Annotated in this window: 18 protein-coding genes; 6 read left to right on the top strand and 12 right to left on the bottom strand. The window is 32.7% G+C overall.

What is annotated here, in order from left to right; translation table 11 throughout:
- The first annotated feature begins 1 nt into the window (after position 1).
- Together GCU34_RS07030 and GCU34_RS07035 are read left to right on the top strand one after the other, a co-directional pair.
- Complete coding sequence (locus tag GCU34_RS07030; protein ID WP_072785103.1) at positions 2-1948, top strand: vWA domain-containing protein; 1947 nt, start codon at positions 2-4, stop codon at positions 1946-1948.
- A gap of 99 nt (positions 1949-2047) precedes the next feature.
- Positions 2048-2497: a heme-binding domain-containing protein gene (locus GCU34_RS07035; RefSeq protein ID WP_072785105.1), complete on the top strand. Its 450-nt coding sequence runs from the start codon at positions 2048-2050 to the stop codon at positions 2495-2497.
- A gap of 54 nt (positions 2498-2551) precedes the next feature.
- Here the strand turns inward: GCU34_RS07035 and GCU34_RS07040 are convergent, their stop codons facing one another.
- Positions 2552-10429, bottom strand: coding sequence for an HYR domain-containing protein (locus GCU34_RS07040; RefSeq protein WP_152378401.1), 7878 nt, complete (start codon positions 10427-10429; stop codon positions 2552-2554).
- Between the two features lie 307 nt (positions 10430-10736).
- Positions 10737-12371, bottom strand: a complete 1635-nt coding sequence (locus tag GCU34_RS07045; protein WP_072784163.1) for an ABC-F family ATP-binding cassette domain-containing protein — start codon at positions 12369-12371, stop codon at positions 10737-10739.
- A gap of 199 nt (positions 12372-12570) precedes the next feature.
- On the opposite strand from GCU34_RS07045, the gene GCU34_RS07050 reads away from it, so the two are divergent.
- Positions 12571-13182, top strand: coding sequence for a YceI family protein (locus GCU34_RS07050; RefSeq protein ID WP_072784165.1), 612 nt, complete (start codon positions 12571-12573; stop codon positions 13180-13182).
- Between the two features lie 167 nt (positions 13183-13349).
- On the opposite strand, the gene GCU34_RS07055 is transcribed toward GCU34_RS07050, so the two are convergent.
- From GCU34_RS07055 to GCU34_RS07100, 10 genes are all read right to left on the bottom strand, one after another.
- A complete protein-coding gene (locus tag GCU34_RS07055) occupies positions 13350-13550 on the bottom strand; it encodes a putative signal transducing protein (RefSeq protein ID WP_072784167.1) in 201 nt (66 codons plus the stop codon).
- A gap of 11 nt (positions 13551-13561) precedes the next feature.
- Complete coding sequence (locus GCU34_RS07060; RefSeq protein ID WP_072784169.1) at positions 13562-14176, bottom strand: DEAD/DEAH box helicase; 615 nt, start codon at positions 14174-14176, stop codon at positions 13562-13564.
- A 77-nt stretch (positions 14177-14253) separates the two neighbouring features.
- Positions 14254-15417 carry a sigma-54-dependent transcriptional regulator gene (locus GCU34_RS07065; protein ID WP_072784170.1) on the bottom strand — a complete coding sequence of 388 codons (1164 nt, stop codon included), beginning with the start codon at positions 15415-15417 and terminating at the stop codon, positions 14254-14256.
- Between the two features lie 124 nt (positions 15418-15541).
- Positions 15542-16369, bottom strand: coding sequence for a mechanosensitive ion channel family protein (locus GCU34_RS07070; RefSeq protein ID WP_072784172.1), 828 nt, complete (start codon positions 16367-16369; stop codon positions 15542-15544).
- 2 nt (positions 16370-16371) lie between these two features.
- The gene (locus GCU34_RS07075) at positions 16372-17682 is read right to left on the bottom strand and encodes an ABC transporter permease (protein WP_072784174.1); all 1311 of its coding nucleotides are present in this window, start codon (positions 17680-17682) and stop codon (positions 16372-16374) included.
- On the bottom strand, positions 17682-18605 hold the full coding sequence (locus GCU34_RS07080) for an ABC transporter ATP-binding protein (RefSeq protein ID WP_072784176.1): 924 nt from the start codon (positions 18603-18605) through the stop codon (positions 17682-17684). The genes GCU34_RS07075 and GCU34_RS07080 overlap by 1 nt, the downstream gene beginning before the upstream one ends.
- Before the next feature lie 152 nt (positions 18606-18757).
- Positions 18758-19888 (bottom strand): molecular chaperone DnaJ, encoded by a 1131-nt coding sequence (gene dnaJ, locus GCU34_RS07085; protein ID WP_072784178.1) that lies wholly within the window; start codon positions 19886-19888, stop codon positions 18758-18760.
- An 8-nt stretch (positions 19889-19896) separates the two neighbouring features.
- Entirely contained in the window at positions 19897-20424 is a 528-nt protein-coding gene (locus tag GCU34_RS07090) for a nucleotide exchange factor GrpE (RefSeq protein WP_072784179.1), read from the bottom strand.
- A gap of 250 nt (positions 20425-20674) precedes the next feature.
- Positions 20675-21589 (bottom strand): TIGR01777 family oxidoreductase, encoded by a 915-nt coding sequence (locus GCU34_RS07095; RefSeq protein WP_072784181.1) that lies wholly within the window; start codon positions 21587-21589, stop codon positions 20675-20677.
- 155 nt (positions 21590-21744) lie between these two features.
- A complete protein-coding gene (locus tag GCU34_RS07100) occupies positions 21745-22200 on the bottom strand; it encodes a DUF4442 domain-containing protein (protein ID WP_072784183.1) in 456 nt (151 codons plus the stop codon).
- Between the two features lie 201 nt (positions 22201-22401).
- Between GCU34_RS07100 and GCU34_RS07105 the strand changes: the two genes are divergently transcribed.
- The 3 genes from GCU34_RS07105 (at position 22402) to GCU34_RS07115 (ending at position 25007) form a co-directional block, all read left to right on the top strand.
- The gene (locus GCU34_RS07105) at positions 22402-22857 is read left to right on the top strand and encodes a DUF4870 domain-containing protein (RefSeq protein WP_072784186.1); all 456 of its coding nucleotides are present in this window, start codon (positions 22402-22404) and stop codon (positions 22855-22857) included.
- Between the two features lie 129 nt (positions 22858-22986).
- The gene (locus GCU34_RS07110; protein ID WP_072784188.1) at positions 22987-23322 is read left to right on the top strand and encodes a PadR family transcriptional regulator; all 336 of its coding nucleotides are present in this window, start codon (positions 22987-22989) and stop codon (positions 23320-23322) included.
- A 5-nt stretch (positions 23323-23327) separates the two neighbouring features.
- Positions 23328-25007: a PspC domain-containing protein gene (locus GCU34_RS07115; RefSeq protein ID WP_072784189.1), complete on the top strand. Its 1680-nt coding sequence runs from the start codon at positions 23328-23330 to the stop codon at positions 25005-25007.
- The last annotated feature ends 5 nt before the right edge of the window (positions 25008-25012 follow it).

Below are 25012 nucleotides of genomic sequence, written 5' to 3' on the forward strand. Positions count from 1 at the left end.
CATGAAAAATGTAAAAATCTTTTCATTAGGGATTGCTATGCTTTTTGCGTTCCTAAGTTTTAAAACTGTAAATAGTTCATTTAGAACATATAGTGAGTTCAAAACAATTACAGGAATTGTTTCAGATGATTTGGGTCCAATTGCTGGAGCCAATGTAATTGTAAAAGGAACCAATCGTGGCACTACAACCGATTTTGATGGAAAATATACTTTACAAGCAAAAGAAGGTGAAATTTTACTTTTTACTTATGTAGGCTATTCAAATACATTTTTAACCGTTGGAAAATCGAACGTTTATAATGCAACACTAAATGCAAATCAACTTGAAGAAGTTGTGGTTGTAACTGCTCATGGAACAAAAAAATCGGAAAAAAAAGTTACTTATGCAGCTCAAAATATTAAGGGTAACATCTCAGGAGTTCAAATAAATAATGGTTCAGTTGGTGCATCAAATAAAATTCTAATTAGAGGAAACTCATCAATAAACTCAGATATTAGTAAAGTAAATCATCAAAAATATGACGATAAAAATGCTACTTCATCAAACGATAATGAAGATTATGGTGTTTTAGTGGAAAACGAATTTGAAAGTCCTAAACAATCGCCTCTTTCTACTTTTTCAATTGATGTCGATAATGCTTCTTATACTAACATTCGTCGTTTTTTAAATTATGGCCAACAAGTTCCTAAAGATGCTGTTCGTGTAGAAGAAATGGTTAACTTTTTTAAATACAATTATTCGCAACCAAAAAACAATCATCCTTTTGCAATTTATACCGAATACAGTGAATGTCCTTGGAATGAAAATCATAAACTATTGAAAATTGGTTTACAAGGAAAAGATATTCCCACGGAAGAATTACCTAACTCAAATTTTGTCTTCTTAATTGATGTTTCAGGTTCAATGAGTTCACAAAACAAATTACCTCTTTTGAAAGAATCAATGAAAGTTTTGGTAAATCAAATGAGAAAAGAAGATAAAGTTGCAATTGTGGTTTATGCTGGTGCTGCAGGATTAGTACTTCCTCCTACATCTGGAAACAAAAAGGAAACAATTATTAATGCTTTAGACCAACTAAATGCTGGTGGAAGTACTGCAGGCGGCGCTGGAATTCAATTGGCTTGTAAAATTGCAGAAGAAAACTTTATAAAAGGTGGAAACAACCGAGTAATATTAGCAACTGATGGCGATTTTAACGTAGGCGCGTCATCGGATAATGATATGGAGCGTTTAATTGAAGAGAAAAGAAAGAGTGGTGTTTTCTTAACTTGTTTAGGCTATGGAATGGGAAATTACAAAGACAGTAAGATGGAAACTTTAGCCGATAAAGGAAATGGTAATTATGCTTATATTGATAATATTCAGGAAGCTAATCGATTCTTAGGAAAAGAATTTAAAGGAAGTATGTTTGCTATTGCTAAAGATGTAAAAATTCAAATTGAATTCAATCCTAAACATGTTCAAAGCTATCGCTTAATTGGTTACGAAAATAGAAAATTACGTCCAGAAGATTTTAAAAATGATGCAATTGATGCGGGTGAATTAGGAAGCGGACATACCGTAACAGCTTTATATGAAATAATTCCTGTTGGTGTTAAAAGTAATTATTTAAAAGAAGTAGACGGATTGAAATATTCTAATGTTAGTACCAATCAAAACTTTTCGGAAGAATTAGCTACTATTAAATTTCGATATAAAAAACCAGATGGCGAAAAAAGTATAGAAATGGTAGAAACTATTAAAGATAACAGTGTTTTAATGGCTAAAACATCAGATGATTTTAAGTTTAGTTCTGCCGTAGCTTGGTTCGGATTAAAACTACGCGATTCTAAATTGATTACTAATAAATCAAAAGATGCTATTAAAGCATTAGCAAAACAAGGAAAATCGAATGATGCTGAAGGATATCGTTCTGAGTTTATTCGTTTAATTGACGCTGTAAATTAACGTAACTTTCTTAATAATAGATTAAAATCCTGCAAACCTAAATTGTGTTTGTAGGATTTTTCAGTTTGCATTGTTATATTTACATAAAACATCTACGTTATGAAAAAAATATTTTATATCCTGTTGCTTGCATTTGTAGTTATCCAATTTTTTCAAATTGATAAAACAAATCCACCAGTCGATGAAAGTCAAGATTTTTTAAAAATTAACAATACTCCAGAAGCTATTGCTACTCAAATTAAAGCTTCTTGTTATGATTGTCATTCAAACGAAAGTAAATATCCTTGGTATTCAAATATTCAGCCAGTTGCTTGGTTTTTAAAACATCATATTGATGAAGGTCGAGAAGAATTAAATTTCTCAGAATTTGGAACTTACACGGCTGAACGTCAAGCTCACAAATTAGATGAATGTGCAGAACTAATTGAAAAAGATGAAATGCCTCTTTCTAGTTATACTATAATTCACAAAGATGCTGTTTTAGATGCTAATCAGAAAGAATTGCTTTTAAATTACTTTAAAGAATTACATTCTAAGACAAAAGAATAAAAATTAAAAAGGCTGCCAATTTTGGCAGCCTTTTCTTTAATTAAGCATACTTAATTAAAAATTAGTAGATATGATTTTTTTAACAGTTACACCTGTATCAGTTATTACTTTTAAGATGTAAACTTCTCCTTTACCTTGAATATAATTAGGAATTCTTAATGTGTATTCTCGGTTATAACCTGCATTGTAATCTTTTTCATTTACTAATAAAGTTCCTTTAGTATCAAATAATTGAATTTCTGCACTAGAATTGTATTCATATAAATATTTAATAGTAACATTATCAATAAACGGAACAGGATATGCAATGAAGTTCGCGCTTAATAAAGTATCTTTTCCATAATCTTCAGGAACAGAAACTTCAATACGACATTGATCGAAACCTCTATTAATTGCATCAACTGCTGCATTAATATTTGAATGAGATAAGTTTCCTATATACTCTCCTCCAAGTGCTTTATTTGCTAGTATAAATAGATTATCTACATTAGCGCCACCATTATTATTCAAATAATCAATTACACTTTGTGGTATATTAAATACTTGAGTAGTATCAGGAATTGGAATATCACTTCCACAATCCACATCAGATGTAGCAAAAGTAGCCTGTAATTCATATGAACCAAGATCACTACTACTCGATTGCATATTGAAGAACAATGTCATCGTTTGACTCAATAAATTATTAATTATTTTTCCACGATTTGGATTTGTAGCTTTTAAAGGATTGTTATCGGACCAAGTTGAATATTGATCATAAGTAGCAAATCCACTTAAACTAGTTGGTGTTCCTCCTCCAGGTAACATTTTGAAAATATTATTAGAGCCTGGACTTGGATTTCCATTAATATCAGATAGTTTTAATGTAAAGTAATTATTAGTAGCAGTACTACCAAAATTATATATACCTCCAACATTAGTCATGGCATTAATCATTATTGATTGCGCATTAGATGTTTCTCCATTGTCTAAACATGCTTTACCATTTACATTTCCATAATAACCTTGCGTATATGTACAATGAGGTTCATCACAAGTGTTAACCAATACTGTGAATTCACATTCATTTGCTTCATTTCCACAAGAATCTTCTGCAGTTAATGTAATGGTTACTACAACACCTACTGGGAATGGAGCATTTAAGGCTTGTCCATCTGAACGTACCGCCATTACTTCAACTGTTCCATCACAATTGTCTTCAGCTATTGGTAGCTGAATCACTGGCATTTCTTCACATTCTCTTGTTACAATATTAGAAGGGCAATCAAATGTTGGTGCTGTTTCATCATAATGTCTTGTGATACGTAGGGTTTGACTTGAACTGTTGTTACAATCATCAATAACGGTAAAGCTGTAATCTCTATATTGAGTACATGCATCTAAACTGCCTTCCCCTGTCATTACACCATCTACATTTCCTGAGGTTAGTCCACCTACACCACAGTTGTCGTTCCATGTAGTACTTACTTCTGTTGGCCATGGCGTGTTACAACCACCTAAATCGTAGTCTGCAATATCATCCACAACTGGTGCTGTTTCATCATAGTGTCTTGTGATACGTAGGGTTTGACTTGAACTGTTGTTACAATCATCAATAACGGTAAAGCTGTAATCTCTATATTGAGTACATGCATCTAAACTGCCTTCCCCTGTCATTACACCATCTACATTTCCTGAGGTTAGTCCACCTACACCACAGTTGTCGTTCCATGTGGTGCTAACTGCTGTTGGCCATGGCGTGTTACAACCACCTAAATCGTAGTCTGCAATATCATCCACAACTGGTGCGGTTTCATCATAGTGTCTTGTGATACGTAGGGTTTGACTTGAACTGTTGTTACAATCATCAATAACGGTAAAGCTGTAATCTCTATATTGAGTACATGCATCTAAACTGCCTTCCCCTGTCATTACACCATCTACATTTCCTGAGGTTAGTCCGCCTACACCACAGTTGTCGTTCCATGTAGTACTTACTGCTGTTGGCCATGGCGTGTTACAACCTCCTAAATCGTAGTCTGCAATATCATCCACAACTGGTGCTGTTTCATCATAGTGTCTTGTGATACGTAAGGTTTGACTTGAACTGTTGTTACAATCATCAATAACGGTAAAGCTGTAATCTCTATATTGAGTACATGCATCTAAACTGCCTTCCCCTGTCATTACACCATCTACATTTCCTGATAGTTGTCCACCTACACCACAGTTGTCGTTCCATGTGGTGCTAACTGCTGTTGGCCATGGCGTGTTACAACCACCTAAATCGTAGTCTGCAATATCATCCACAACTGGTGCTGTTTCATCATAGTGTCTTGTGATACGTAGGGTTTGACTTGAACTGTTGTTACAATCATCAATAACGGTAAAGCTGTAATCTCTATATTGAGTACATGCATCTAAACTGCCTTCCCCTGTCATTACACCATCTACATTTCCTGATAGTTGTCCGCCTACACCACAGTTGTCGTTCCATGTGGTACTTACTTCTGTTGGCCATGGCGTGTTACAACCACCTAAATCGTAGTCTGCAATATCATCCACAACTGGTGCTGTTTCATCATAGTGTCTTGTGATACGTAAGGTTTGACTTGAACTGTTGTTACAATCATCAATAACGGTAAAGCTGTAATCTCTATATTGAGTACATGCATCTAAACTGCCTTCCCCTGTCATTACACCATCTACATTTCCTGATAGTTGTCCGCCTACACCACAGTTGTCGTTCCATGTAGTACTTACTTCTGTTGGCCATGGCGTGTTACAACCACCTAAATCGTAGTCTGCAATATCATCCACAACTGGTGCGGTTTCATCATAGTGTCTTGTGATACGTAGGGTTTGACTTGAACTGTTGTTACAATCATCAATAACGGTAAAGCTGTAATCTCTATATTGAGTACATGCATCTAAACTGCCTTCCCCTGTCATTACACCATCTACATTTCCTGATAGTTGTCCGTCTACACCACAGTTGTCGCTCCATGTAGTGCTAACTTCTGTTGGCCATGGCGTGTTACAACCGCCTAAATCGTAGTCTGCAATGTCGTCTACAACTGGTGCTGTTTCGTCATAATGCCTAGTGATTCGTAAAGTTTGACTTGAGCTGTTATTACAATCATCTACCACAGTGAAACTGTAATCTCTATATTGAGTACATCCATCTAAACTGCCTTCCCCTGTCATTACACCATCTACATTTCCTGAGGTTAGTCCACCTACACCACAGTTGTCGCTCCATGTAGTACTAACTTCTGTTGGCCATGGCGTGTTACAACCTCCTAAATCGTAGTCTGCAATATCATCCACAACTGGTGCTGTTTCATCATAGTGTCTTGTGATACGTAAGGTTTGACTTGAACTGTTGTTACAATCATCAATAACGGTAAAGCTGTAATCTCTATATTGAGTACATGCATCTAAACTGCCTTCCCCTGTCATTACACCATCTACATTTCCTGATAGTTGTCCACCTACACCACAGTTGTCGTTCCATGTGGTGCTAACTGCTGTTGGCCATGGCGTGTTACAACCACCTAAATCGTAGTCTGCAATATCATCCACAACTGGTGCTGTTTCATCATAGTGTCTTGTGATACGTAGGGTTTGACTTGAACTGTTGTTACAATCATCAATAACGGTAAAGCTGTAATCTCTATATTGAGTACATGCATCTAAACTGCCTTCCCCTGTCATTACACCATCTACATTTCCTGATAGTTGTCCGCCTACACCACAGTTGTCGTTCCATGTGGTACTTACTTCTGTTGGCCATGGCGTGTTACAACCACCTAAATCGTAGTCTGCAATATCATCCACAACTGGTGCGGTTTCATCATAGTGTCTTGTGATACGTAAGGTTTGACTTGAACTGTTGTTACAATCATCAATAACGGTAAAGCTGTAATCTCTATATTGAGTACATGCATCTAAACTGCCTTCCCCTGTCATTACACCATCTACATTTCCTGATAGTTGTCCGCCTACACCACAGTTGTCGTTCCATGTAGTACTTACTGCTGTTGGCCATGGCGTGTTACAACCACCTAAATCGTAGTCTGCAATATCATCCACAACTGGTGCGGTTTCATCATAGTGTCTTGTGATACGTAAGGTTTGACTTGAACTGTTGTTACAATCATCAATAACGGTAAAGCTGTAATCTCTATATTGAGTACATGCATCTAAACTGCCTTCCCCTGTCATTACACCATCTACATTTCCTGATAGTTGTCCGCCTACACCACAGTTGTCGTTCCATGTAGTACTTACTGCTGTTGGCCATGGCGTGTTACAACCACCTAAATCGTAGTCTGCAATATCATCCACAACTGGTGCTGTTTCATCATAGTGTCTTGTGATACGTAGGGTTTGACTAGAACTGTTATTACAATCATCAATAACGGTAAAGCTGTAATCTCTATATTGAGTACATGCATCTAAACTGCCTTCTGCTGTCATTACTCCTGCTATACTTCCAGAGGTTTGACCATTAACACCACAGTTGTCGCTCCATGTAGTACTTACTTCTGTTGGCCATGGCGTGTTACAACCACCTAAATCGTAGTCTGCAATATCATCCACAACTGGTGCGGTTTCATCATAGTGTCTTGTGATACGTAAGGTTTGACTTGAACTGTTGTTACAATCATCAATAACGGTAAAGCTGTAATCTCTATATTGAGTACATGCATCTAAACTGCCTTCCCCTGTCATTACACCATCTACATTTCCTGAGGTTAGTCCGCCTACACCACAGTTGTCGTTCCATGTAGTACTTACTGCTGTTGGCCATGGCGTGTTACAACCTCCTAAATCGTAGTCTGCAATATCATCCACAACTGGTGCTGTTTCATCATAGTGTCTTGTGATACGTAGGGTTTGACTTGAACTGTTGTTACAATCATCAATAACGGTAAAGCTGTAATCTCTATATTGAGTACATGCATCTAAACTGCCTTCCCCTGTCATTACACCATCTACATTTCCTGATAGTTGTCCGCCTACACCACAGTTGTCGTTCCATGTGGTACTTACTTCTGTTGGCCATGGCGTGTTACAACCACCTAAATCGTAGTCTGCAATATCATCCACAACTGGTGCGGTTTCATCATAGTGTCTTGTGATACGTAAGGTTTGACTTGAACTGTTGTTACAATCATCAATAACGGTAAAGCTGTAATCTCTATATTGAGTACATGCATCTAAACTGCCTTCCCCTGTCATTACACCATCTACATTTCCTGATAGTTGTCCGCCTACACCACAGTTGTCGTTCCATGTAGTACTTACTGCTGTTGGCCATGGCGTGTTACAACCACCTAAATCGTAGTCTGCAATATCATCCACAACTGGTGCTGTTTCATCATAGTGTCTTGTGATACGTAGGGTTTGACTAGAACTGTTATTACAATCATCAATAACGGTAAAGCTGTAATCTCTATATTGAGTACATGCATCTAAACTGCCTTCTGCTGTCATTACTCCTGCTATACTTCCAGAGGTTTGACCATTAACACCACAATTGTCGCTCCATGTGGTGCTAACTGCTGTTGGCCATGGCGTATTACATCCGCCTAAATCGTAGTCTGCAATATCATCTACAACTGGTGCTGTTTCATCATAGTGTTTTGTGATACGTAAGGTTTGACTAGAACTGTTGTTACAATCATCAATAACGGTAAAGCTGTAATCTCTATATTGAGTACATGCATCTAAACTGCCTTCTGCTGTCATTACTCCTGCTATACTTCCAGAGGTTTGACCATTAACACCACAATTGTCGCTCCATGTGGTGCTAACTGCTGTTGGCCATGGCGTATTACATCCGCCTAAATCGTAGTCTGCAATATCATCTACAACTGGTGCTGTTTCATCATAGTGTCGAGTAACTCTTATAGTAACTGCTTGAGCTGGATTACCACAATCATCTGAGACATTGAAAACATAATCTCTATATTGAGTACATTCGTCAATATTTCCTTCGTCAGATAAAATACCTACAAGTGTTCCACCTTGAGAACAATTATCGCTCCAAGTTGTAGTTACTTCATTAGGCCATTCAGGATTACATCCTTGTAAATTAATATCTGGTCCATCTACAATAGTTGGTACCACATCATCTGGAGTAACTGTAAATGTTTTTGAACAAGTCATCATTTGCTCACAATCATCTGTAGCGGTTAAAGTGACAGTATAAATCCCACCACAATGATCTGGTCCAACAATAGGATTACCTATAACTACCAAATTATTATCTTGGTCTCTAACTTCTATAACTACATTTAGATTTGTTCCTCCAGAAGCTGAGAAACTATTGTACCATGTTTCAAAAGCTGAATTAATGCTTGCTTGAGTTGTACAAATAGGAATAGTTTGATTATCAGGACAATTTATATTAATTGGTACTGGAGGTGTCACTGTAACATCTACATCGTCTGAAGCTGTACAACCTTGTATACTTCCTAAAACAATAGTTGCTTCAACTGAATAATTTCCTGATTCAGAAACTTCTAAAGTAGGATTTGTAGCTCCAAGTATTGGATTTCCATTAAAATACCATTGGAAATTAAAATTATTTGTCGCAGGACTTGCTGTTGCGGTTAAAATTGAAGATGTTTCTGTACAGCCAATATCAGTATTTCCTGTTATAGCAACTTCTACTTCTAAATCATCACCTAATTCTATTGGTCCAGCAACATCTTTTAGTTCAGCTGTAAATGAATCGGAAGATCTAGATTTTACAATTACACTTCCAAAAGGACTAATACATCCTACTTGTGTAGCAGAACTATCAAAACCAAGAGCAGTTAAGTTAAAAGCGAACTCATAAAACGTAATTGGACCATACTGATTGGTAATACTACCTCCGCTACTTATAGTTCCCCAACTAGGTGCATCAACAGCCCCTTCAACATTAATAGAAGCAAAAATAGCTGTAGGATAACTTGGATCTCTAAGTTCAATTCTAGCATATCCAAATCCGCCTGCACCATCTCCGCCTGAATGAGTTTCATAATTATTACCAACTTTAACAAAACGGAATGGTCTAAATGGTAAATTATTAAATGCATCAAAATAAGCAGTGTTTTTATCATCTAAACGCATCCAAACGTAGATTTTACCATCGACAGCTACACCACCATTTGAGAAGTTTAATGAAATAATTAAATCCCCGAGTTGTGTTGGCATACCACTCGGAGCAAAAGTCCATGCGGTTCGACCACCATCTAGACCAGGAGAAATTAAACCATTACCACCTACGGTAATCTTTTTTCTAAAGTATTCGATATCCACATAACTATCCCCATTATCATTTCTGGTAGATAGCCCAAAGAAACCCCACTCCGGATCTGTTAAAATGTTAGTTCCTTCACGTCTTAAATGTCCGTAAACATCAATGATATCGTTTTTTTGAGGAACATCTCCTAAACCAATATTCCAAGTATTTGGGTTGTCAAAGTTTTTGTTACTTTGACCTGAAAAAACATTACTGTCTTTAAAATTTCCTGAAGTTTGTTGGTCACGAAGATAAACTGCATCAATCCAATATCTTCCATCAACGACTGAAAAATATGGATAAGCCATTCTTAATTCGGCTGAAGCATTTGGATTTACTTGTAGATTTGCTATTTGAGATAGCGCTCCAGCAGAAGTTACATCAATAACACCTTTACCCAAGCCTCCATTTGATTTCAACCAATCATCTGTTCCTGATGGTGTTGGCCAAACTGGAGTAGTAAATGTTGTTACATCGGATTTGACATCAGCGTCAACTCCAAAATTTGCTTTCACTGTTCCTTGCTCAATGATAATTTGAGCAGAAACATTTTGAATGCTGAAAATTAAAAAAAGTAAAGGAATAATAATTTTTGAAGCCAATTGCCATCGACAACAATCTCCTTTTACTTCTTCGAGAGTCCTTTTTTCCATAATAATAAGGTTTTTATGAGTTAACCAAATTATATTAGGATAAGTTTTAGTAATTACTTAAAAGAGGGGAAAGACAATTAAAAAACATTTTTTTAAGGTTAGCAGTTAAACAATAGTGTAATAAAATCCATTGATATTAAAATTAATATCATATAGCTCAAAAAGGCATGAGTTTTTTTAAGTAGCTACTAAATTAAATAGAATGATTAAGAAAAGAACTAGAGTAGTTTTTTTGGATACTAAAAATTAACATAATTAACAATCCATTAATAATTACGTGTATAAAAAAAGGCATTTTAAAAAATGCCTACTTCTCAATCTCTTTTAAATTTTCCATTTTCTTGTGTTCCAAGAAACCTTTAATATCTTCAAAATGTTCTCTTACTCTTTTATTTCCAAATTCAAAAACTTTAGTAACCAAACCATCTAAGAAATCACGATCGTGAGAAACTAAAATCAATGTCCCGTCAAAATCCTTTAAAGCATCTTTTATAATATCTTTAGTTTTCATATCTAAATGGTTAGTGGGCTCATCGAGAATTAAAACGTTTACTGGTTCTAATAACAATTTAATCATTGCCAAACGTGTTCTTTCTCCTCCAGAAAGTACTTTTACTTTCTTTTGAATATCATCGCCACTAAACATAAATGCTCCTAACATGTCTTTAATTTTAGTACGAATATCACCAACCGCAATTCTATCGATAGTATCAAAAACAGTTGACTCTCCATCTAACAACGCAGCTTGATTTTGAGCAAAATATCCAATTTTGGCATTATGGCCAATTTCCATTTTTCCACTGTCATGCTCAATTTCACCCATAATAGCTTTAATCATAGTCGATTTACCTTCACCGTTTTTACCTACAAAAGCTACTTTTTGCCCACGTTCAATTACCATATTGGCATTATTGAAAACGACATGATCTCCATAAGTTTTCGATAAATCTTCAACTACAACAGGATATTGTCCACTTCTTGGTGATGGTGGAAACTTTAATTTTAATGCCGAAGTATCTACTTCGTCTACCTCTACTAAAACTAATTTTTCCAACATACGAACACGAGATTGTACTTGTTCAGTTTTTGAAAATGTTCCTCTAAAACGTTCTATAAATGCCTGATTTTCCGCTATGAACTTTTGTTGTTCATCGTAAGCTTTTTGTTGATGAATTCTCCTATCTTGACGTAAAACTAAATAATCAGAATATTTTGCTTTGTAATCATAAATTCTACCCATTGTAACTTCGATAGTACGGTTTGTAATATTATCAACAAATGCTCTATCGTGAGAAATTACCATTACAGCTTTAGCTTGGTTTACTAAGAAATCTTCTAACCATTGAATACTATCCATATCTAAGTGATTAGTAGGCTCATCCAATAGAATTAAATCGGGTTTCTTTAATAAGATTTTTGCTAACTCTATTCTCATTCTCCATCCACCTGAAAACTCAGAAGTTTTTCGTATAAAATCTTCACGTTCAAAACCTAAACCTTTTAAAACTTTTTCTACCTCAGCTTCATAATTAACTTCTTCAATAGCATAAAATTTTTCTGAAAGTTCTGATACACGTTCAATTAACTTCATATATTCATCACTTTCATAATCGGTACGAATAGTTAATTGGTCGTTTATTTCATCAATTTCTTTCTTCATATTTAAAACATCAGCAAATGCTTTTGATGTTTCTTCCATAACAGTACAATCATCAGAAGTTAATAAATGCTGTGGCAAATAAGCAATAACAGCATCACTAGGAGCTGAAATTCCTCCTCTTGTTGGTTTATTTACACCTGCAACAATTTTTAAAAGAGTCGATTTTCCTGCTCCATTTTTACCCATTAGGGCAATTTTATCATTTTCATTAATTGCGAAAGTTACTTCACTAAATAGAGTAGTTCCACCAAATTCAACTGCAATGTCGTTAACTGTAATCATTCTTTAAGTCTAAAGTTAAAAGTTAGAAAGTAAAAAGTCTTTCTCCTATAAATTGAAGGTGCAAATATAGTTAATTTGTTAATTCATAATTGATGATTGATAATTGGCATTTCGTAATTCTTAATTAATCTTTAACTATTGATTTTTGTTATAAGTAAATTTACTTCTTACCTTTGATAGGAATTTTAATATTAAAAACATGAAAAAGATAGCTTTAATTGCTTTAGCATTTTCAATATTTGCTGTTAGCTGTAAAAAAGAAGAAAAAGTTGAAACTCCAGTTGAAGAAACTCCAGTTGAAACAGGATTGAAAATTGTAAACGATTCGACAAAAGTGAGTTGGACTGCATACAAGACTACAGAAAAAGTTGCTGTAGGTGGAAGTTTTACTGAAATTACTTTAAAAGATACACAAAACGGAAAAACTCCAGAAGAAGTTTTAGAAGGTGCAAGATTTTCAATTCCTGTAAGTAGCGTTTTTACAAACAATCCAGAACGTGATGGAAAACTAAAAGAATTTTTCTTTATGGTTATGAAAGATCCTGAATTTTTAGGAGGTGAAATTCACTTTAAAGAAGGCAATACCGTTTTAGCTTTAACTATAAATGGAATTACTAAAGATGTTCCTGTAACAACAGCTTTTGAAAATAATAAATTTACAGTAAACGGAACTCTTAATTTAGAAGATTTTGGTGCTCAAGATGCTGTGGCTTCTTTAAATAAAGCTTGTTTTGATTTACATAAAGGTGCTGATGGAGTTAGTAAAACTTGGAGTGAAGTTGCTATTTCAGGTTCAGTTTTATTTGAATAAAGAAATTCATTTTATATAAAAAAAGCCAAGTTTTAAACTTGGCTTTTTTTAATCTGTTATTGTAAGTCTAGTCTTAAATAAAGACCATATCATATATACAATAAAGCTAGTAAATAATAAAGCAATTATTGTTAAAATAAGACATGAGAAATTTGAACTCTTTTTTTTCACTCTACTAAATCTTTAATTTTTTCGTAATCTTCATTCGTTACATATAACTCGACTGAAGCATCAGAATTTCCAAAACCCGCTAATCGAGCCGATTCAAAACCATTTCTAATAATTGGTTCAACACCTCTTTCTTCTAATTTTTGTCTTACTGCTAAAGCTTCAATTTCGCTTCCTGAAAATACTTTAATTTCTTCCATAATATTTTGATTTATTCCATTTCTAAAAACATTGGTTCGCGTTCTTCATCAGATAATGCGACAGCTTCAACACGTTCTGTTATTTGTGAGCAGAAAAATATACGTTGCCCTTTTTCTATACTCATTAATAATCTTAAAATAGTTGACTCATATCTATTTTTCAAGAGAATATCAAAATCGTCAAAAGCGACCACCTGTAATCTATTTACATTAAAACCTGCTCCTGAAAACATTTCATTAAGCCTATTTGGAGTTCCAATTAGAACATCAATACCAATAGATATTTGATTTTTATCTTCGTCTAAATCTGTTTTATCATGAGTTGCGTAAACTCTTAGCTTATTATATTTATTTAAACGTTCAAAAAGTTCGACTAAAGCCAAAACTTGCTCTTTATTTTCTACCATTATTAAAGCCCTGGGAGATTCTTCTAATGGTTCTTTAAGTTTATGAATAATATTAAGAACGAGTGCAGTTGTTTTTCCTGAATCTTTATCGCCTTGAATTACCAAATCGACACCACTTTTAATGGGTGAAAATGTTTCTTCTTGTAATTCATTTGCTTCGGTTAAACCATTTTCGATTAAAGCTTTTTGAAGATTTGTATTTATTTTTTTTAATTGCATTTTTTTGTATGGTAATCGGTAATGGGTAAATGGTAATAGGTAACCTTGTACCCATAACCTTTCATCTTTTACCTAATTTATTTACTTGCGAACATTTTTACATCTGACTCAGAAATTTCTGTTCCACCTAGGATTATTAAACGCTCTACTACATTTCTTAATTCTCTAATATTTCCTGTCCAATCGTATTCTTGTAATAATTTTACAGCTTTATCTGAAAATGTTTTTACTGCACTACCTTGTTCTTCAGCAATTTTATTTGCAAAATGATTCAACAATTGTGGAATATCACTTCTTCTATCATTTAATGCAGGAACTTTAATAAGAATTACTGCTAATCTGTGGTATAAATCCTCTCTAAAACGACCTTCCTCAATCTCCTTCTTTAAATCTTTATTTGTAGCTGCAATAACACGGACATCAACTTTAATATCTTTATCGGCTCCTACACGTTGAATTAAATTTTCTTGTAATGCTCTTAAAACTTTTGCTTGTGCAGGCAAACTCATATCGCCAATTTCATCCAAGAAAATAGTTCCGCCATTTGCTGCTTCAAACTTTCCAGCTCTATCTTTAACTGCCGAGGTGAAAGCGCCTTTAACATGACCAAATAATTCACTTTCAATTAATTCAGATGGAATTGCAGCACAATTTACTTCAACAATAGCATTACTAGAACGATTACTTTTTTCGTGTAATTGATGGGCAACTAATTCTTTTCCTGTTCCATTTGGACCCGTAATTAAAACACGAGCATCAGTAGGCGCAACCTTATCAATCATTTCTTTTATATGATTAATCGCATCACTGTCGCCAATCATTTCGTAATTTTTAGAAACCTTTTTCTTAAGAATTTTATTCTCAACTACTAATTGTTTTCTGTCTAAAGCATTACGAACCGTATTTAATAATCTATTTAAATCGGGTGGTTTAGAGATATAATCAAAAGCTCCTAAGCGCATCGTATTAACAGCCGTTTCCAAATCTCCATGACCAGAAATCATCACCATTGGTACTTCGGGCTTAATTTTTTTTACGGCTTCCAATACCTCAATACCATCCATTTTAGGCATTTTAATATCGCAAAGTACTAAATCATAATCTTCAGCTTTTATTTTTTCAACACCTTGAAATCCGTCTTCGGCTTCATCAACTTCGTAGGTATCATTTTCTTCCGATAAAATTTTGCTTAGAACCCGACGAATTGCAGCTTCGTCTTCAATAACAAGTATTTTAGGCATTTAATTTTTTATTTTTAAAGTGTAAAGTTAGCAAAAAAATACACATTTTGTTTTGAAAAAATTCAGACTTACTTTGTAATGAAATGTTCATTTTATTGAATTGAAGAGAATAAACTCTTTTTTTTTACTTCGAAATAATATGAATATCTCGTTGTGGAAATGGTATTGAAATATTATTTTGCTTGAAAGCAGCGTCGATTTTGAAACGAATATCACTTTTAATTTTAGGGCTTTTCATTCCGTTTTCGACAAAGAAATTTACAGTAAAGTTTAAAGAAGAGTCGGCAAAATCTTCAAATAAAACAGTTATATTTTCATACTGAACAACTCCTTCTACTTGTTTAACACAGTCTTCTAACAGTTTTTTTACCAATTGAACATCAGTTCCATAAGCTACTCCAATGGCTACTTGTTCTCTATTAGTTCTCGAATTTTGTGTCCAATTAAAAAGTGGATCAGTCATGAATATATGATTAGGAATAATCATAACTCTATCGTTTCGGGTAACCATTCGGGTTGTGCGCAATTTTATTTCTTTAACTTGACCTACTTTATCGTTTACTTCAATTATATCGCCAACATGAAGAGATTGGTCTAAAATAATTAATATCCCCGAAATAATATCTTGGAAGAAAGTTTGTAATGCAAAACCAACACCCACAAATATTGCAGCTGAAGCTGTTAAGAACACATTTACATTAACACCAGAAGAATCTAAAGTAAAAATGATTACAAAAACGTAAACAATATACTTTGCAAATTGAAAAACACTAACAAACTTATTTTGATCCTCTAATGGTAATTTTCTTGTAACGATTTTTCTAACAAACTTTAGTACAAATCCGGTTAAGGATAAAGCTAAGATTAGCAAAATGAGATTATAAACAGTAAACTTTATAGAATCTGTATCTATAATTCTAAAGGTTAGAAAATCTATAATCTCTTTTTTCATATTTAATATTTAAGCCATTTGAACAATTCTGCCCACGTTGGTTTTTTACCATACATTAAAATTCCTACTCGGTATATTTTTGATGCAAACCAAACTACTAAAGTAAAGGTAGCAAATAATAAAACTATAGAAAGTATTAATTGCCAATAATGTTCTGGTTCAAGAAATGGAATTCTCATTAACATTACAATAGGAGATGTAAAAGGAATTATTGAAAATACAGTTGCAACGGTTCCATGAGGGTCGTTAATTACTGTAAAAAATCCGATATAAACACCTAGCATTAAAGGCATTATAATAGGTAATAAAAACTGTTGAGAATCGGTTTCTGAATCTACTGCCGCACCAATAGCTGCGTATAATGAACTATATAAGAAATAACCACCAATAAAGTAAATGATGAAACAAGAAATCATTAAACCTAAAGGTAAATTCATTATTTCTGTTATATACAATTGTAATTTTGAAAAATCGGCTGATTGTTGAGCTATTTGAACTGATTCTGGATTAACAGCACCTGATCCCATTTGAAGTCCAAAGAAATTTTGAGCAACAAACATTAAAACTAATCCAACGACAACCCAAATTAAAAATTGTAAAATTCCAGCTAGTGAATTCCCAATAATTTTACCCATCATCAATTGGAAAGGTTTTACCGATGAAATAATAATTTCTATAATACGATTTGTTTTTTCTTCAATAACACTGCGCATTACAAAATTTCCATAAATGATAATAAACATCATAATAAGGTAACCCATTATTCCACCAATAGCTACTTTTATTTCATTTAATCCTTTTAAACTTTCTCCACCAGAAAATTTAGATAATTTTAATGATGAGTTTACTTTTGCCGATTCTATTTTTCCGGCATCAAAACCTAGTTTTTTTAAATTATCTGTAGTTAAAGCTGAATCGATAACTGTTTCCACATCAGAAATAAACTCAATACTTGGGCTATCTTCTGAAATGTATTCTACTTTTTCCTTTAATTGTTGAATAGAATCTACTTTTGGAATAAATAATAAACCTGCATAACTTTTACTTGCGGTATCTTTTGCAACTTCGAATGGCATTAGAGACAAATCGGTATATTGCGTGAATTTATCACTTTTAAAATCGTTCTTTAGATAACCTACTTCATCATAGATAGCAATTTTAGTTACAGAATCTTTATTCATTGAGGCCAAATATCCAATAAGAACTCCCATTCCAACAAATAAAAGCGGACTTAAAAAAGTCATTACAATAAAAGATTTATTACGAACTTTTGCAATAAACTCTCTTTTAATTATTAAAGCTAACTTACTCATTATTTTTGGCTTACAGTTTGAATAAAAATATCGTTTACACTTGGAATTTTCTCAACAAAATGAGTTACTTGTCCGTTTGAAGTTAAAACAGATAATAAATCATTTGAACTATGATCTCCTAATTGAACTTCTAATTTTAATTCGTCGTTTAATGATTTAAAATTAGTTTGACCAACAGTAAATTTTTGAGTAAGTTGGTACATTAACCCTTCAACATTATTAGAAAGAATTCCTACTTGAAAAGTATTACTTCTGTACTCACGTTTTACATCTTCTAATTTACCTTCGATTAACTTATTAGATTTGTGAATTAAAGCGATATAATCACACATTTCTTCAACACTTTCCATTCGGTGTGTTGAAAAAATAACTGAAGTTCCATTTTTATTTAACTCAATGATTTCGTCCTTAATTAAATTAGCATTTACAGGATCGAAACCCGAAAATGGTTCGTCTAATATTAATAATTTTGGTTGATGCAGAACCGTTACAATGAACTGTACTTTTTGAGCCATACCTTTTGAAAGTTCTTGAATTTTTTTATTCCACCAACTGCCAATATCAAATTTATCGAACCAATATTTTAATTGTTTTTGAGCCTCTTGTTTCGACATCCCTTTTAACTGAGCCAAATACAAACATTGCTCGCCAACTTTCATGGTTTTATACAAGCCGCGTTCTTCTGGCAAGTAACCAATAAATTGAACATGATTAGGATTTAACAATTCTCCATCTAGTAAAACTTTACCAGAATCGGGCATTGTAATTTGGTTGATAATTCTAATTAAAGAAGTCTTTCCGGCACCATTTGGCCCTAGTAAACCATATATACTTCCTTTAGGAACATGAAGTGAAACATCATTTAAAGCGCGGTAATCGCCATACTGTTTTACAACATTTTGAACTTCAAGAATATTGCTCATTATAAATATTGTTGTTTCTTTATTAGTAGTAAATGTAAGAAAATGTTACAAAAAAACCCATCCTATTTTGACGTAGGATGGGAAAAATTGCTATGAAAAAGAAAAATTCACTTTTTAAAAAAGTGAAATCAAAAGTATTGATTTTTATTTAATTATGAAAACATATCTTTTACTTTTTCAAAAAAAGATTTATCGTCTTTTTCTGGAGAAGGTTTAAAATTTTCATCGTTTAGCATTTTTTCAAAAAATTCTTTCTGCTCTTTTGATAGTTTTTTAGGCGTCCACACATTAACGTGTACTAACAAATCTCCATTTCCGTAACCGTTTAAACTTGGCACTCCTTTTCCTCTTAAGCGTAAAATTTTACCAGATTGAATACCTTCATCAAGTTTAATTCTAACTTTACCACCAACAGCTTCAATTTCTTTTGAAACGCCTAAAGCAGCTTCTGCTATACTTATATATAAATCGTAGTGAAGATTTTCTCCTTCACGTTTTAAAAACTCGTGTTCTTGTTCTTCGATAGCAACAATTAAATCTCCTGGAATACTATTACTTCCTGGTGCCTCGTTACCTTTACCTGATACTTTTAACTGCATACCATCAACAACGCCTGCAGGAATTTTGATAGAAACTGTATCATCTTCCATTATCATTCCGTAAGCATCAGCACCACTTGGTTTATGATCTAAAATTTGACCAGAACCACTACATGTTGTACACGTAGTCGCTGTTTGCATACGTCCTAAAATAGTATTAGCAACCTTCATTATTTGTCCAGAACCATTACAAGTAGGACATGTTTTATAGGTTACTCCTTTCGCTTGAACTTTACGTTTTACTTTTACTTTTTTCTCAACTCCATTTACAATTTCCTCAAGTGTAAGTTTTACTTTAATTCGTAAGTTACTTCCTTTAACTCTGCGTTGTCCACCACCTGAAAATCCGCCGCCGAAACCTGAAAATCCGCCACCAAAAGCACTACCAAAAATATCTCCGAATTGACTAAAAATATCATCCATATTCATGTGATGACCGCCGCCAAATCCGCCTGCTCCATCAAATGCTGCATGACCATATTGATCGTAACGCGCTTTTTTATCAGCATCGCTCAATACCTCATAAGCTTCTGCCGCCATTTTAAAGTTTTCTTCTGCTTCTTTATCACCAGGGTTTTTATCAGGATGATATTGAATAGCTTTTTTACGATATGCTTTCTTTATTTCTTCGGCAGATGCACCTTTTGAGATTCCTAATATTTCGTAATAGTCTTTCTTACTCATAATATTTTTTAATTTCCAATTACCACTTTAGGAAAACGAATAATTTTGTCTCCTAATTTGTAACCTTTTTCAATTACATCTACAATTTTTCCTTTTAAATCTTCTGAAGGAGCTGGTATTTGCGTTATTGCTTCAGCAAAATCTGCATCAAAACTATCTCCAACTTTAATTTCTACTAATTCTAATCCTTTTGAAGTCAAAGTAGATTTCAATTTCTCATGAATTAATTCTACACCTTTAACAAGTGCTTCATCTTCTGATTTAGAAATTTGTGACCAAGCTCTATCAAAATCATCCAAAACAGGTAACATTGCTTGTAAAACTTCTTGATTTGCAGTTTTAAATAAATCAATTCTTTCTTTAGTAGTTCTCTTCTTAAAATTTTCAAACTCTGCAAATAAACGTAAAAATTTATCTTTTTCGTTTGCTAATTCTTCTTGAAGCTTCTCTTCTACTGTCAGTTCTGGCTGTGGAATTTCTTGATTCTCTTGTTGAATGTTATCTTTTTCTATGTTTTCTGTATTTTCTTGACTCATTTTCCAAAAATTTTTAATAAAAATTCAGAGTGCAAATGTATTGCCAAAGCATCTAAAATGCCAAATTGTCAGCGATTATTTTATAATTTGATAAAATTTTAATTTTTATTTAACGATTTTTAAAGATCAATTTTAGAAATTTGAGAAAACTTAAAAAATATTAGAGACAAGTTTGTTTGGAAATAAAAGTAAAAGCATCTAAATAAATCAAATTATAAAAGCGTTATTTTAAAAAAAGGTAGTCAATTGACTACCTTTTTAATGGCAATAAGTTTTGTAATGCTTTTTCTATAGTTGCATATTTAAATTGGAATCCTTTTTTTAATATTTTTTTTGCACTAACGTTCTGACTTGCAATTAATAAGTAATGCATTTCTCCTAAAATTATTTTAAGTACAATTTTAGGAACATTAGGTAAAAATAGCGGCTTAGAAATTTGTTTAGCAATCGCTTGAGTTAAACCTTCATTTGAAATGGGATAAGGCGAAACAGCATTATAAATTCCTTCTAGTTTATTTTGCAACACAAAATGATACATATGAACTAAATCATAAATATGTATCCAAGATTGATATTGATTTCCAGTTCCTAATGCGGCTCCTAAACCTAACTTAATGGGTTTTATTAATTCTAACAAAGCGCCCCCTTTACTAGAAAGCACTAAACCTGTTCTAATCTTTGCAACTTTAATGTCTAATTTAGAAATTGTATCGACCTCATCTTCCCACTTAGCAACTACATATCCTAAAAAAGAATTATCGACCTCTAGATCTTCCTCAGTATGAACTTTTTCTAAACTATTAGGATAAATCCCAATGGCTGAAGCTGCAATAAAATGATTAACGTTATGACTATTTTTAGATAAAAATTGATATAATAATCGTGTAGAAAGTACTCTACTCTCTATAATTTTTTGTTTGTTGGTGGACGTCCATCTATTTGAAATAGATTCACCTGCCAAATGAATAATTGTTTCAACTTCTTCGAAAGCATTAGCATCTATTTCTCCACTTGCTGGATTCCAATAAAAGCCTTTAAAATTTTCTTCTTTCTCTAACTTGGATTTAGATGTGGTTAAGTAATGAACATGCACTCCGTTTTGAAGCAATAATTTTACTAATTCGCTTCCAATTAAACCTGTTGCACCTGTTACTAAAACTTTCATTTTTAATTTTCTTTATTTTCAAATTTACGAAGTATGAAATGGAAATGTAAGTAAATTAACTTTTGTTAACAGATGTTTGATTTGTTGTTGATTTCAAGATGTTGAAAATTTGTCAATACAAAAATTAAGCCTTCTAAATAAGAAACTTTTAACTTTTAACTTCTAACCCTTACTGTCCATTCAAATTTCATTTCGGAAACTTGTTCCCCTTTTTCGTTTACACCAATTGATGTTAACCAAATCGTTTGCCCTTCACCTGTCGCAACAGCTTTATCGATAGTTTCTTTAATTAAATTTCCTTCGACACATTTAAAAGTAATTAAACCTGTCGCCTTTTTTGTAAAAACCGCCTTATTTTGAGCAACAAGCATCGAAATACTTTTACCACTTTCTTTTATTTGATACATTACTAAAGCTCCAGTTGTAAATTCGGCAGCCATAGCTTGAACGGCAAAATACATTGAGTTAAATGGGTTTTGGTTCATCCATTTGTGTTTTACTTGCACCTGACAAGTTTCTGGTGAAATGCTTTTTACTCTTACGCCACTCCAATAAGCAGAAGGTAATTTAAAAAACATAAATGTGTTCAATTTTGACGGTGTAAACTGCATATTCCTTGTATTTTTGGTAAATATACAAAAAATACTATGCATTCATAATAAATTTACATTTGTTAAAAAAATGTTAATTTTAGGTACTATGCGTAACACAATACCTTTTTTTAGACTTATCTTTGTAAAAGAAATTAGTTGCTTATGTAATGAACTAGGTTTTCTTTTTAGTATCATTAATAAACATAAAAAACAAAAAAGATGAAAACATCAAACGAAAGAAGCTTAGCTTCAATAACACATTTAAGTGCTTTATCTCAATTTATTATTCCATTTGGAAATTATATTTTTCCATTAATAATATGGACTTCTAACAAAGATAAATCTGAATTTATAAATCATCATGGTAAACAAGCTTTAAATTTTCAATTAAGTATGTTATTGTATTCGCTTGTTTTCGCAGTAATTGCTATACCAACATTTGTAATTTGGTTATTTAACTTAATTAATATAGCAGAATTAAATCACAATGTATTAGAATTTAATGATATCATTTCGAGCCAAAATATAACAGGAATGATTTTAGTAGGTTTTGTTGCTTTGTTATTATTTGTATTACTAAAATTATCAGAGTTCTTTTTAGTAATCTATGCAGCTTACAAAAGTGCAGATGGATACTTATATAAATATCCTTTGACTATAAATTTTATTAAATAAAAATCATCATCAATCAATCACCCGAGGCGTAGCCGAATTGTTTGGAGCGTAGCGGAAAAAATCATCATCAAAAAATGAACAGTCTAATTTTATCTGAAAATCAATCAGATAGCAAAAAAGAAAAGAATTATGAATATTGAAAACACAAAAGCACAAATGCGTAAAGGTGTTTTGGAGTTCTGTATTTTGTCGGTTTTAAAAGACAAAGAAGCGTACACATCAGAAATTCTAGAAACTTTAAAAAATGCGCGCCTTCTAGTGGTAGAAGGAACAGTTTACCCTTTGTTGACACGACTAAAAAACGATGGGTTATTAAACTATAGATGGGAAGAATCTACATCGGGACCACCAAGAAAATATTATGGTTTAACCGAAGATGGACAAGAATTTTTAAAAGAATTAAATGGCACTTGGACCGAATTATCTGATGCCGTAAATATCATAACTCAATCCAATCAAAACTAAAAGTCATGAACAAAACAATAAGCATAAATTTAGGTGGTTTTTTCTTTCATATAGATGAAGATGCTTACCAAAAACTTACTCGTTATTTCGACGCTGTAAGACGCTCTCTAGATCCAGAAGGTCGTGAAGAAATAATTAAAGATATCGAAAGTCGTATTGCGGAACTTTTTCAAGAAAAACTTAAAAACGAAAATCAAGTAATTAGTCTTGTAGAAGTTGACGAAGTTATTGCGATAATGGGGCAACCAGAAGATTATAGAATTGACGAAGAACCTACATATCATTCAAAATCTAATTATTCTAGTTCAAACTATTCTTCAAAAACAAGAAGATTATATAGAGATAGAGACAATTCAATATTAGGTGGTGTTGCTGCTGGTTTAGGTCATTATTTTAATATCGATCCGCTTTGGGTGAGAGTCTTATTCATAATCTCTCCTTTTATAAGCTTTGGAACATCGTTGTTAATTTATTTAGTCTTATGGATTTTAATTCCAGAAGCGGTTACGACTTCGCAAAAATTAGAGATGCGTGGCGAACCGATTAACATTTCAAATATCGAGAAAAAAGTAAAGGAAGGAATTGGTGAAATTTCAGATAAAATAAACAATTTAGATCATGAAAAAATCACCAACACAGCAAAATCTGGTGCTAATCAAATAGCAACAACAATTGGCGACATTTTTTTGGCTATTTTCAAAGCAATAGGTAAAATAATTGGAGTATTTATTATTCTTTTTGCTGCGGGTTCACTTTTAGGGATACTTATTTTTAGTGTAATTATGATTTTTTCTTCTTCGTTACCTGAACATTTTATCTTTAACCATTATGATGTTCCTTTTGAATTTACTGTTCCATTATGGATTCAAGGATTTTTAATGCTATTAAGCATTGGCATTCCTATGTTATTTTTACTAATCTTAGGTTTAAAACTTTTGGTTACTAATATGCGCCCAATAGGAAACTATTTTAAATATTCATTATTAGCCATTTGGATTGTTTCAATAATTGCTATTACCTATTTAGGAATACAACAAGTAACTGAAAAAAGTATTGAAGGACGCGTAGAACAAAAACAAGAAATTGTAATACAACCTACAGATACGTTATACATTAAAATGAAGTATAATGATTTCTTTACAAAACATATTGACGATAGAACTTCAAAAAAATATACGCACGACGAAAATAATAATGAAGTAATATTTTCTAACGATGTTCGTTTACATTTAATGAGAACTGAAGAAGCAACTCCATACATTCAAGTTGCAAAAACAGCTAACGGAAAATCGCACACTGATGCTAAAAAATTTGCAGAAAAAATTAACTATCATTTTGAAATACAAGGAAATAACATTAATTTAGACAACTTTTTTACAACAGATTTTGAAAATAAGTTTAGAGATCAAGAAGTTCATATCTATTTATATTTACCTAAAGGAATTATTATTTATCCAGATGAAACCGTAAGTCATTACTTATCGTCTTGGAATTCTGAAATCAACATTTATTATGGAGACGAAAACAATTATTACCAATTAGTAGACAAAGAATTAGAGTGTTTAACTTGTCCAAATGAAGAAGAGGAAAACGACACTATAAATGAAAACTTAACTATTAAATTAAATAATAAAGAATTAAAAATAAATGTAGATGAAAATCATTTAGATATTCAAACAAAATAAACAAC

Origin of the sequence: Flavobacterium haoranii (genome assembly GCF_009363055.1) — a bacterium.
GTDB lineage: Bacteria > Bacteroidota > Bacteroidia > Flavobacteriales > Flavobacteriaceae > Flavobacterium > Flavobacterium haoranii.

Bases quoted from the DNA above. Each gene is read 5' to 3' on its own strand.
- GCU34_RS07030 (WP_072785103.1), top strand. From the start codon at position 2: ATGAAAAATGTAAAAATCTTTTCATTAGGGATTGCTATGCTTTTTGCG.
- GCU34_RS07035 (WP_072785105.1), top strand. From the start codon at position 2,048: ATGAAAAAAATATTTTATATCCTGTTGCTTGCATTTGTAGTTATCCAA.
- GCU34_RS07040 (WP_152378401.1), bottom strand. From the start codon at position 10,429: ATGGAAAAAAGGACTCTCGAAGAAGTAAAAGGAGATTGTTGTCGATGG.
- GCU34_RS07045 (WP_072784163.1), bottom strand. From the start codon at position 12,371: ATGATTACAGTTAACGACATTGCAGTTGAATTTGGTGGAACTACTCTA.
- GCU34_RS07050 (WP_072784165.1), top strand. From the start codon at position 12,571: ATGAAAAAGATAGCTTTAATTGCTTTAGCATTTTCAATATTTGCTGTT.
- GCU34_RS07055 (WP_072784167.1), bottom strand. From the start codon at position 13,550: ATGGAAGAAATTAAAGTATTTTCAGGAAGCGAAATTGAAGCTTTAGCA.
- GCU34_RS07060 (WP_072784169.1), bottom strand. From the start codon at position 14,176: ATGCAATTAAAAAAAATAAATACAAATCTTCAAAAAGCTTTAATCGAA.
- GCU34_RS07065 (WP_072784170.1), bottom strand. From the start codon at position 15,417: ATGCCTAAAATACTTGTTATTGAAGACGAAGCTGCAATTCGTCGGGTT.
- GCU34_RS07070 (WP_072784172.1), bottom strand. From the start codon at position 16,369: ATGAAAAAAGAGATTATAGATTTTCTAACCTTTAGAATTATAGATACA.
- GCU34_RS07075 (WP_072784174.1), bottom strand. From the start codon at position 17,682: ATGAGTAAGTTAGCTTTAATAATTAAAAGAGAGTTTATTGCAAAAGTT.
- GCU34_RS07080 (WP_072784176.1), bottom strand. From the start codon at position 18,605: ATGAGCAATATTCTTGAAGTTCAAAATGTTGTAAAACAGTATGGCGAT.
- dnaJ (WP_072784178.1), bottom strand. From the start codon at position 19,888: ATGAGTAAGAAAGACTATTACGAAATATTAGGAATCTCAAAAGGTGCA.
- GCU34_RS07090 (WP_072784179.1), bottom strand. From the start codon at position 20,424: ATGAGTCAAGAAAATACAGAAAACATAGAAAAAGATAACATTCAACAA.
- GCU34_RS07095 (WP_072784181.1), bottom strand. From the start codon at position 21,589: ATGAAAGTTTTAGTAACAGGTGCAACAGGTTTAATTGGAAGCGAATTA.
- GCU34_RS07100 (WP_072784183.1), bottom strand. From the start codon at position 22,200: ATGCAGTTTACACCGTCAAAATTGAACACATTTATGTTTTTTAAATTA.
- GCU34_RS07105 (WP_072784186.1), top strand. From the start codon at position 22,402: ATGAAAACATCAAACGAAAGAAGCTTAGCTTCAATAACACATTTAAGT.
- GCU34_RS07110 (WP_072784188.1), top strand. From the start codon at position 22,987: ATGAATATTGAAAACACAAAAGCACAAATGCGTAAAGGTGTTTTGGAG.
- GCU34_RS07115 (WP_072784189.1), top strand. From the start codon at position 23,328: ATGAACAAAACAATAAGCATAAATTTAGGTGGTTTTTTCTTTCATATA.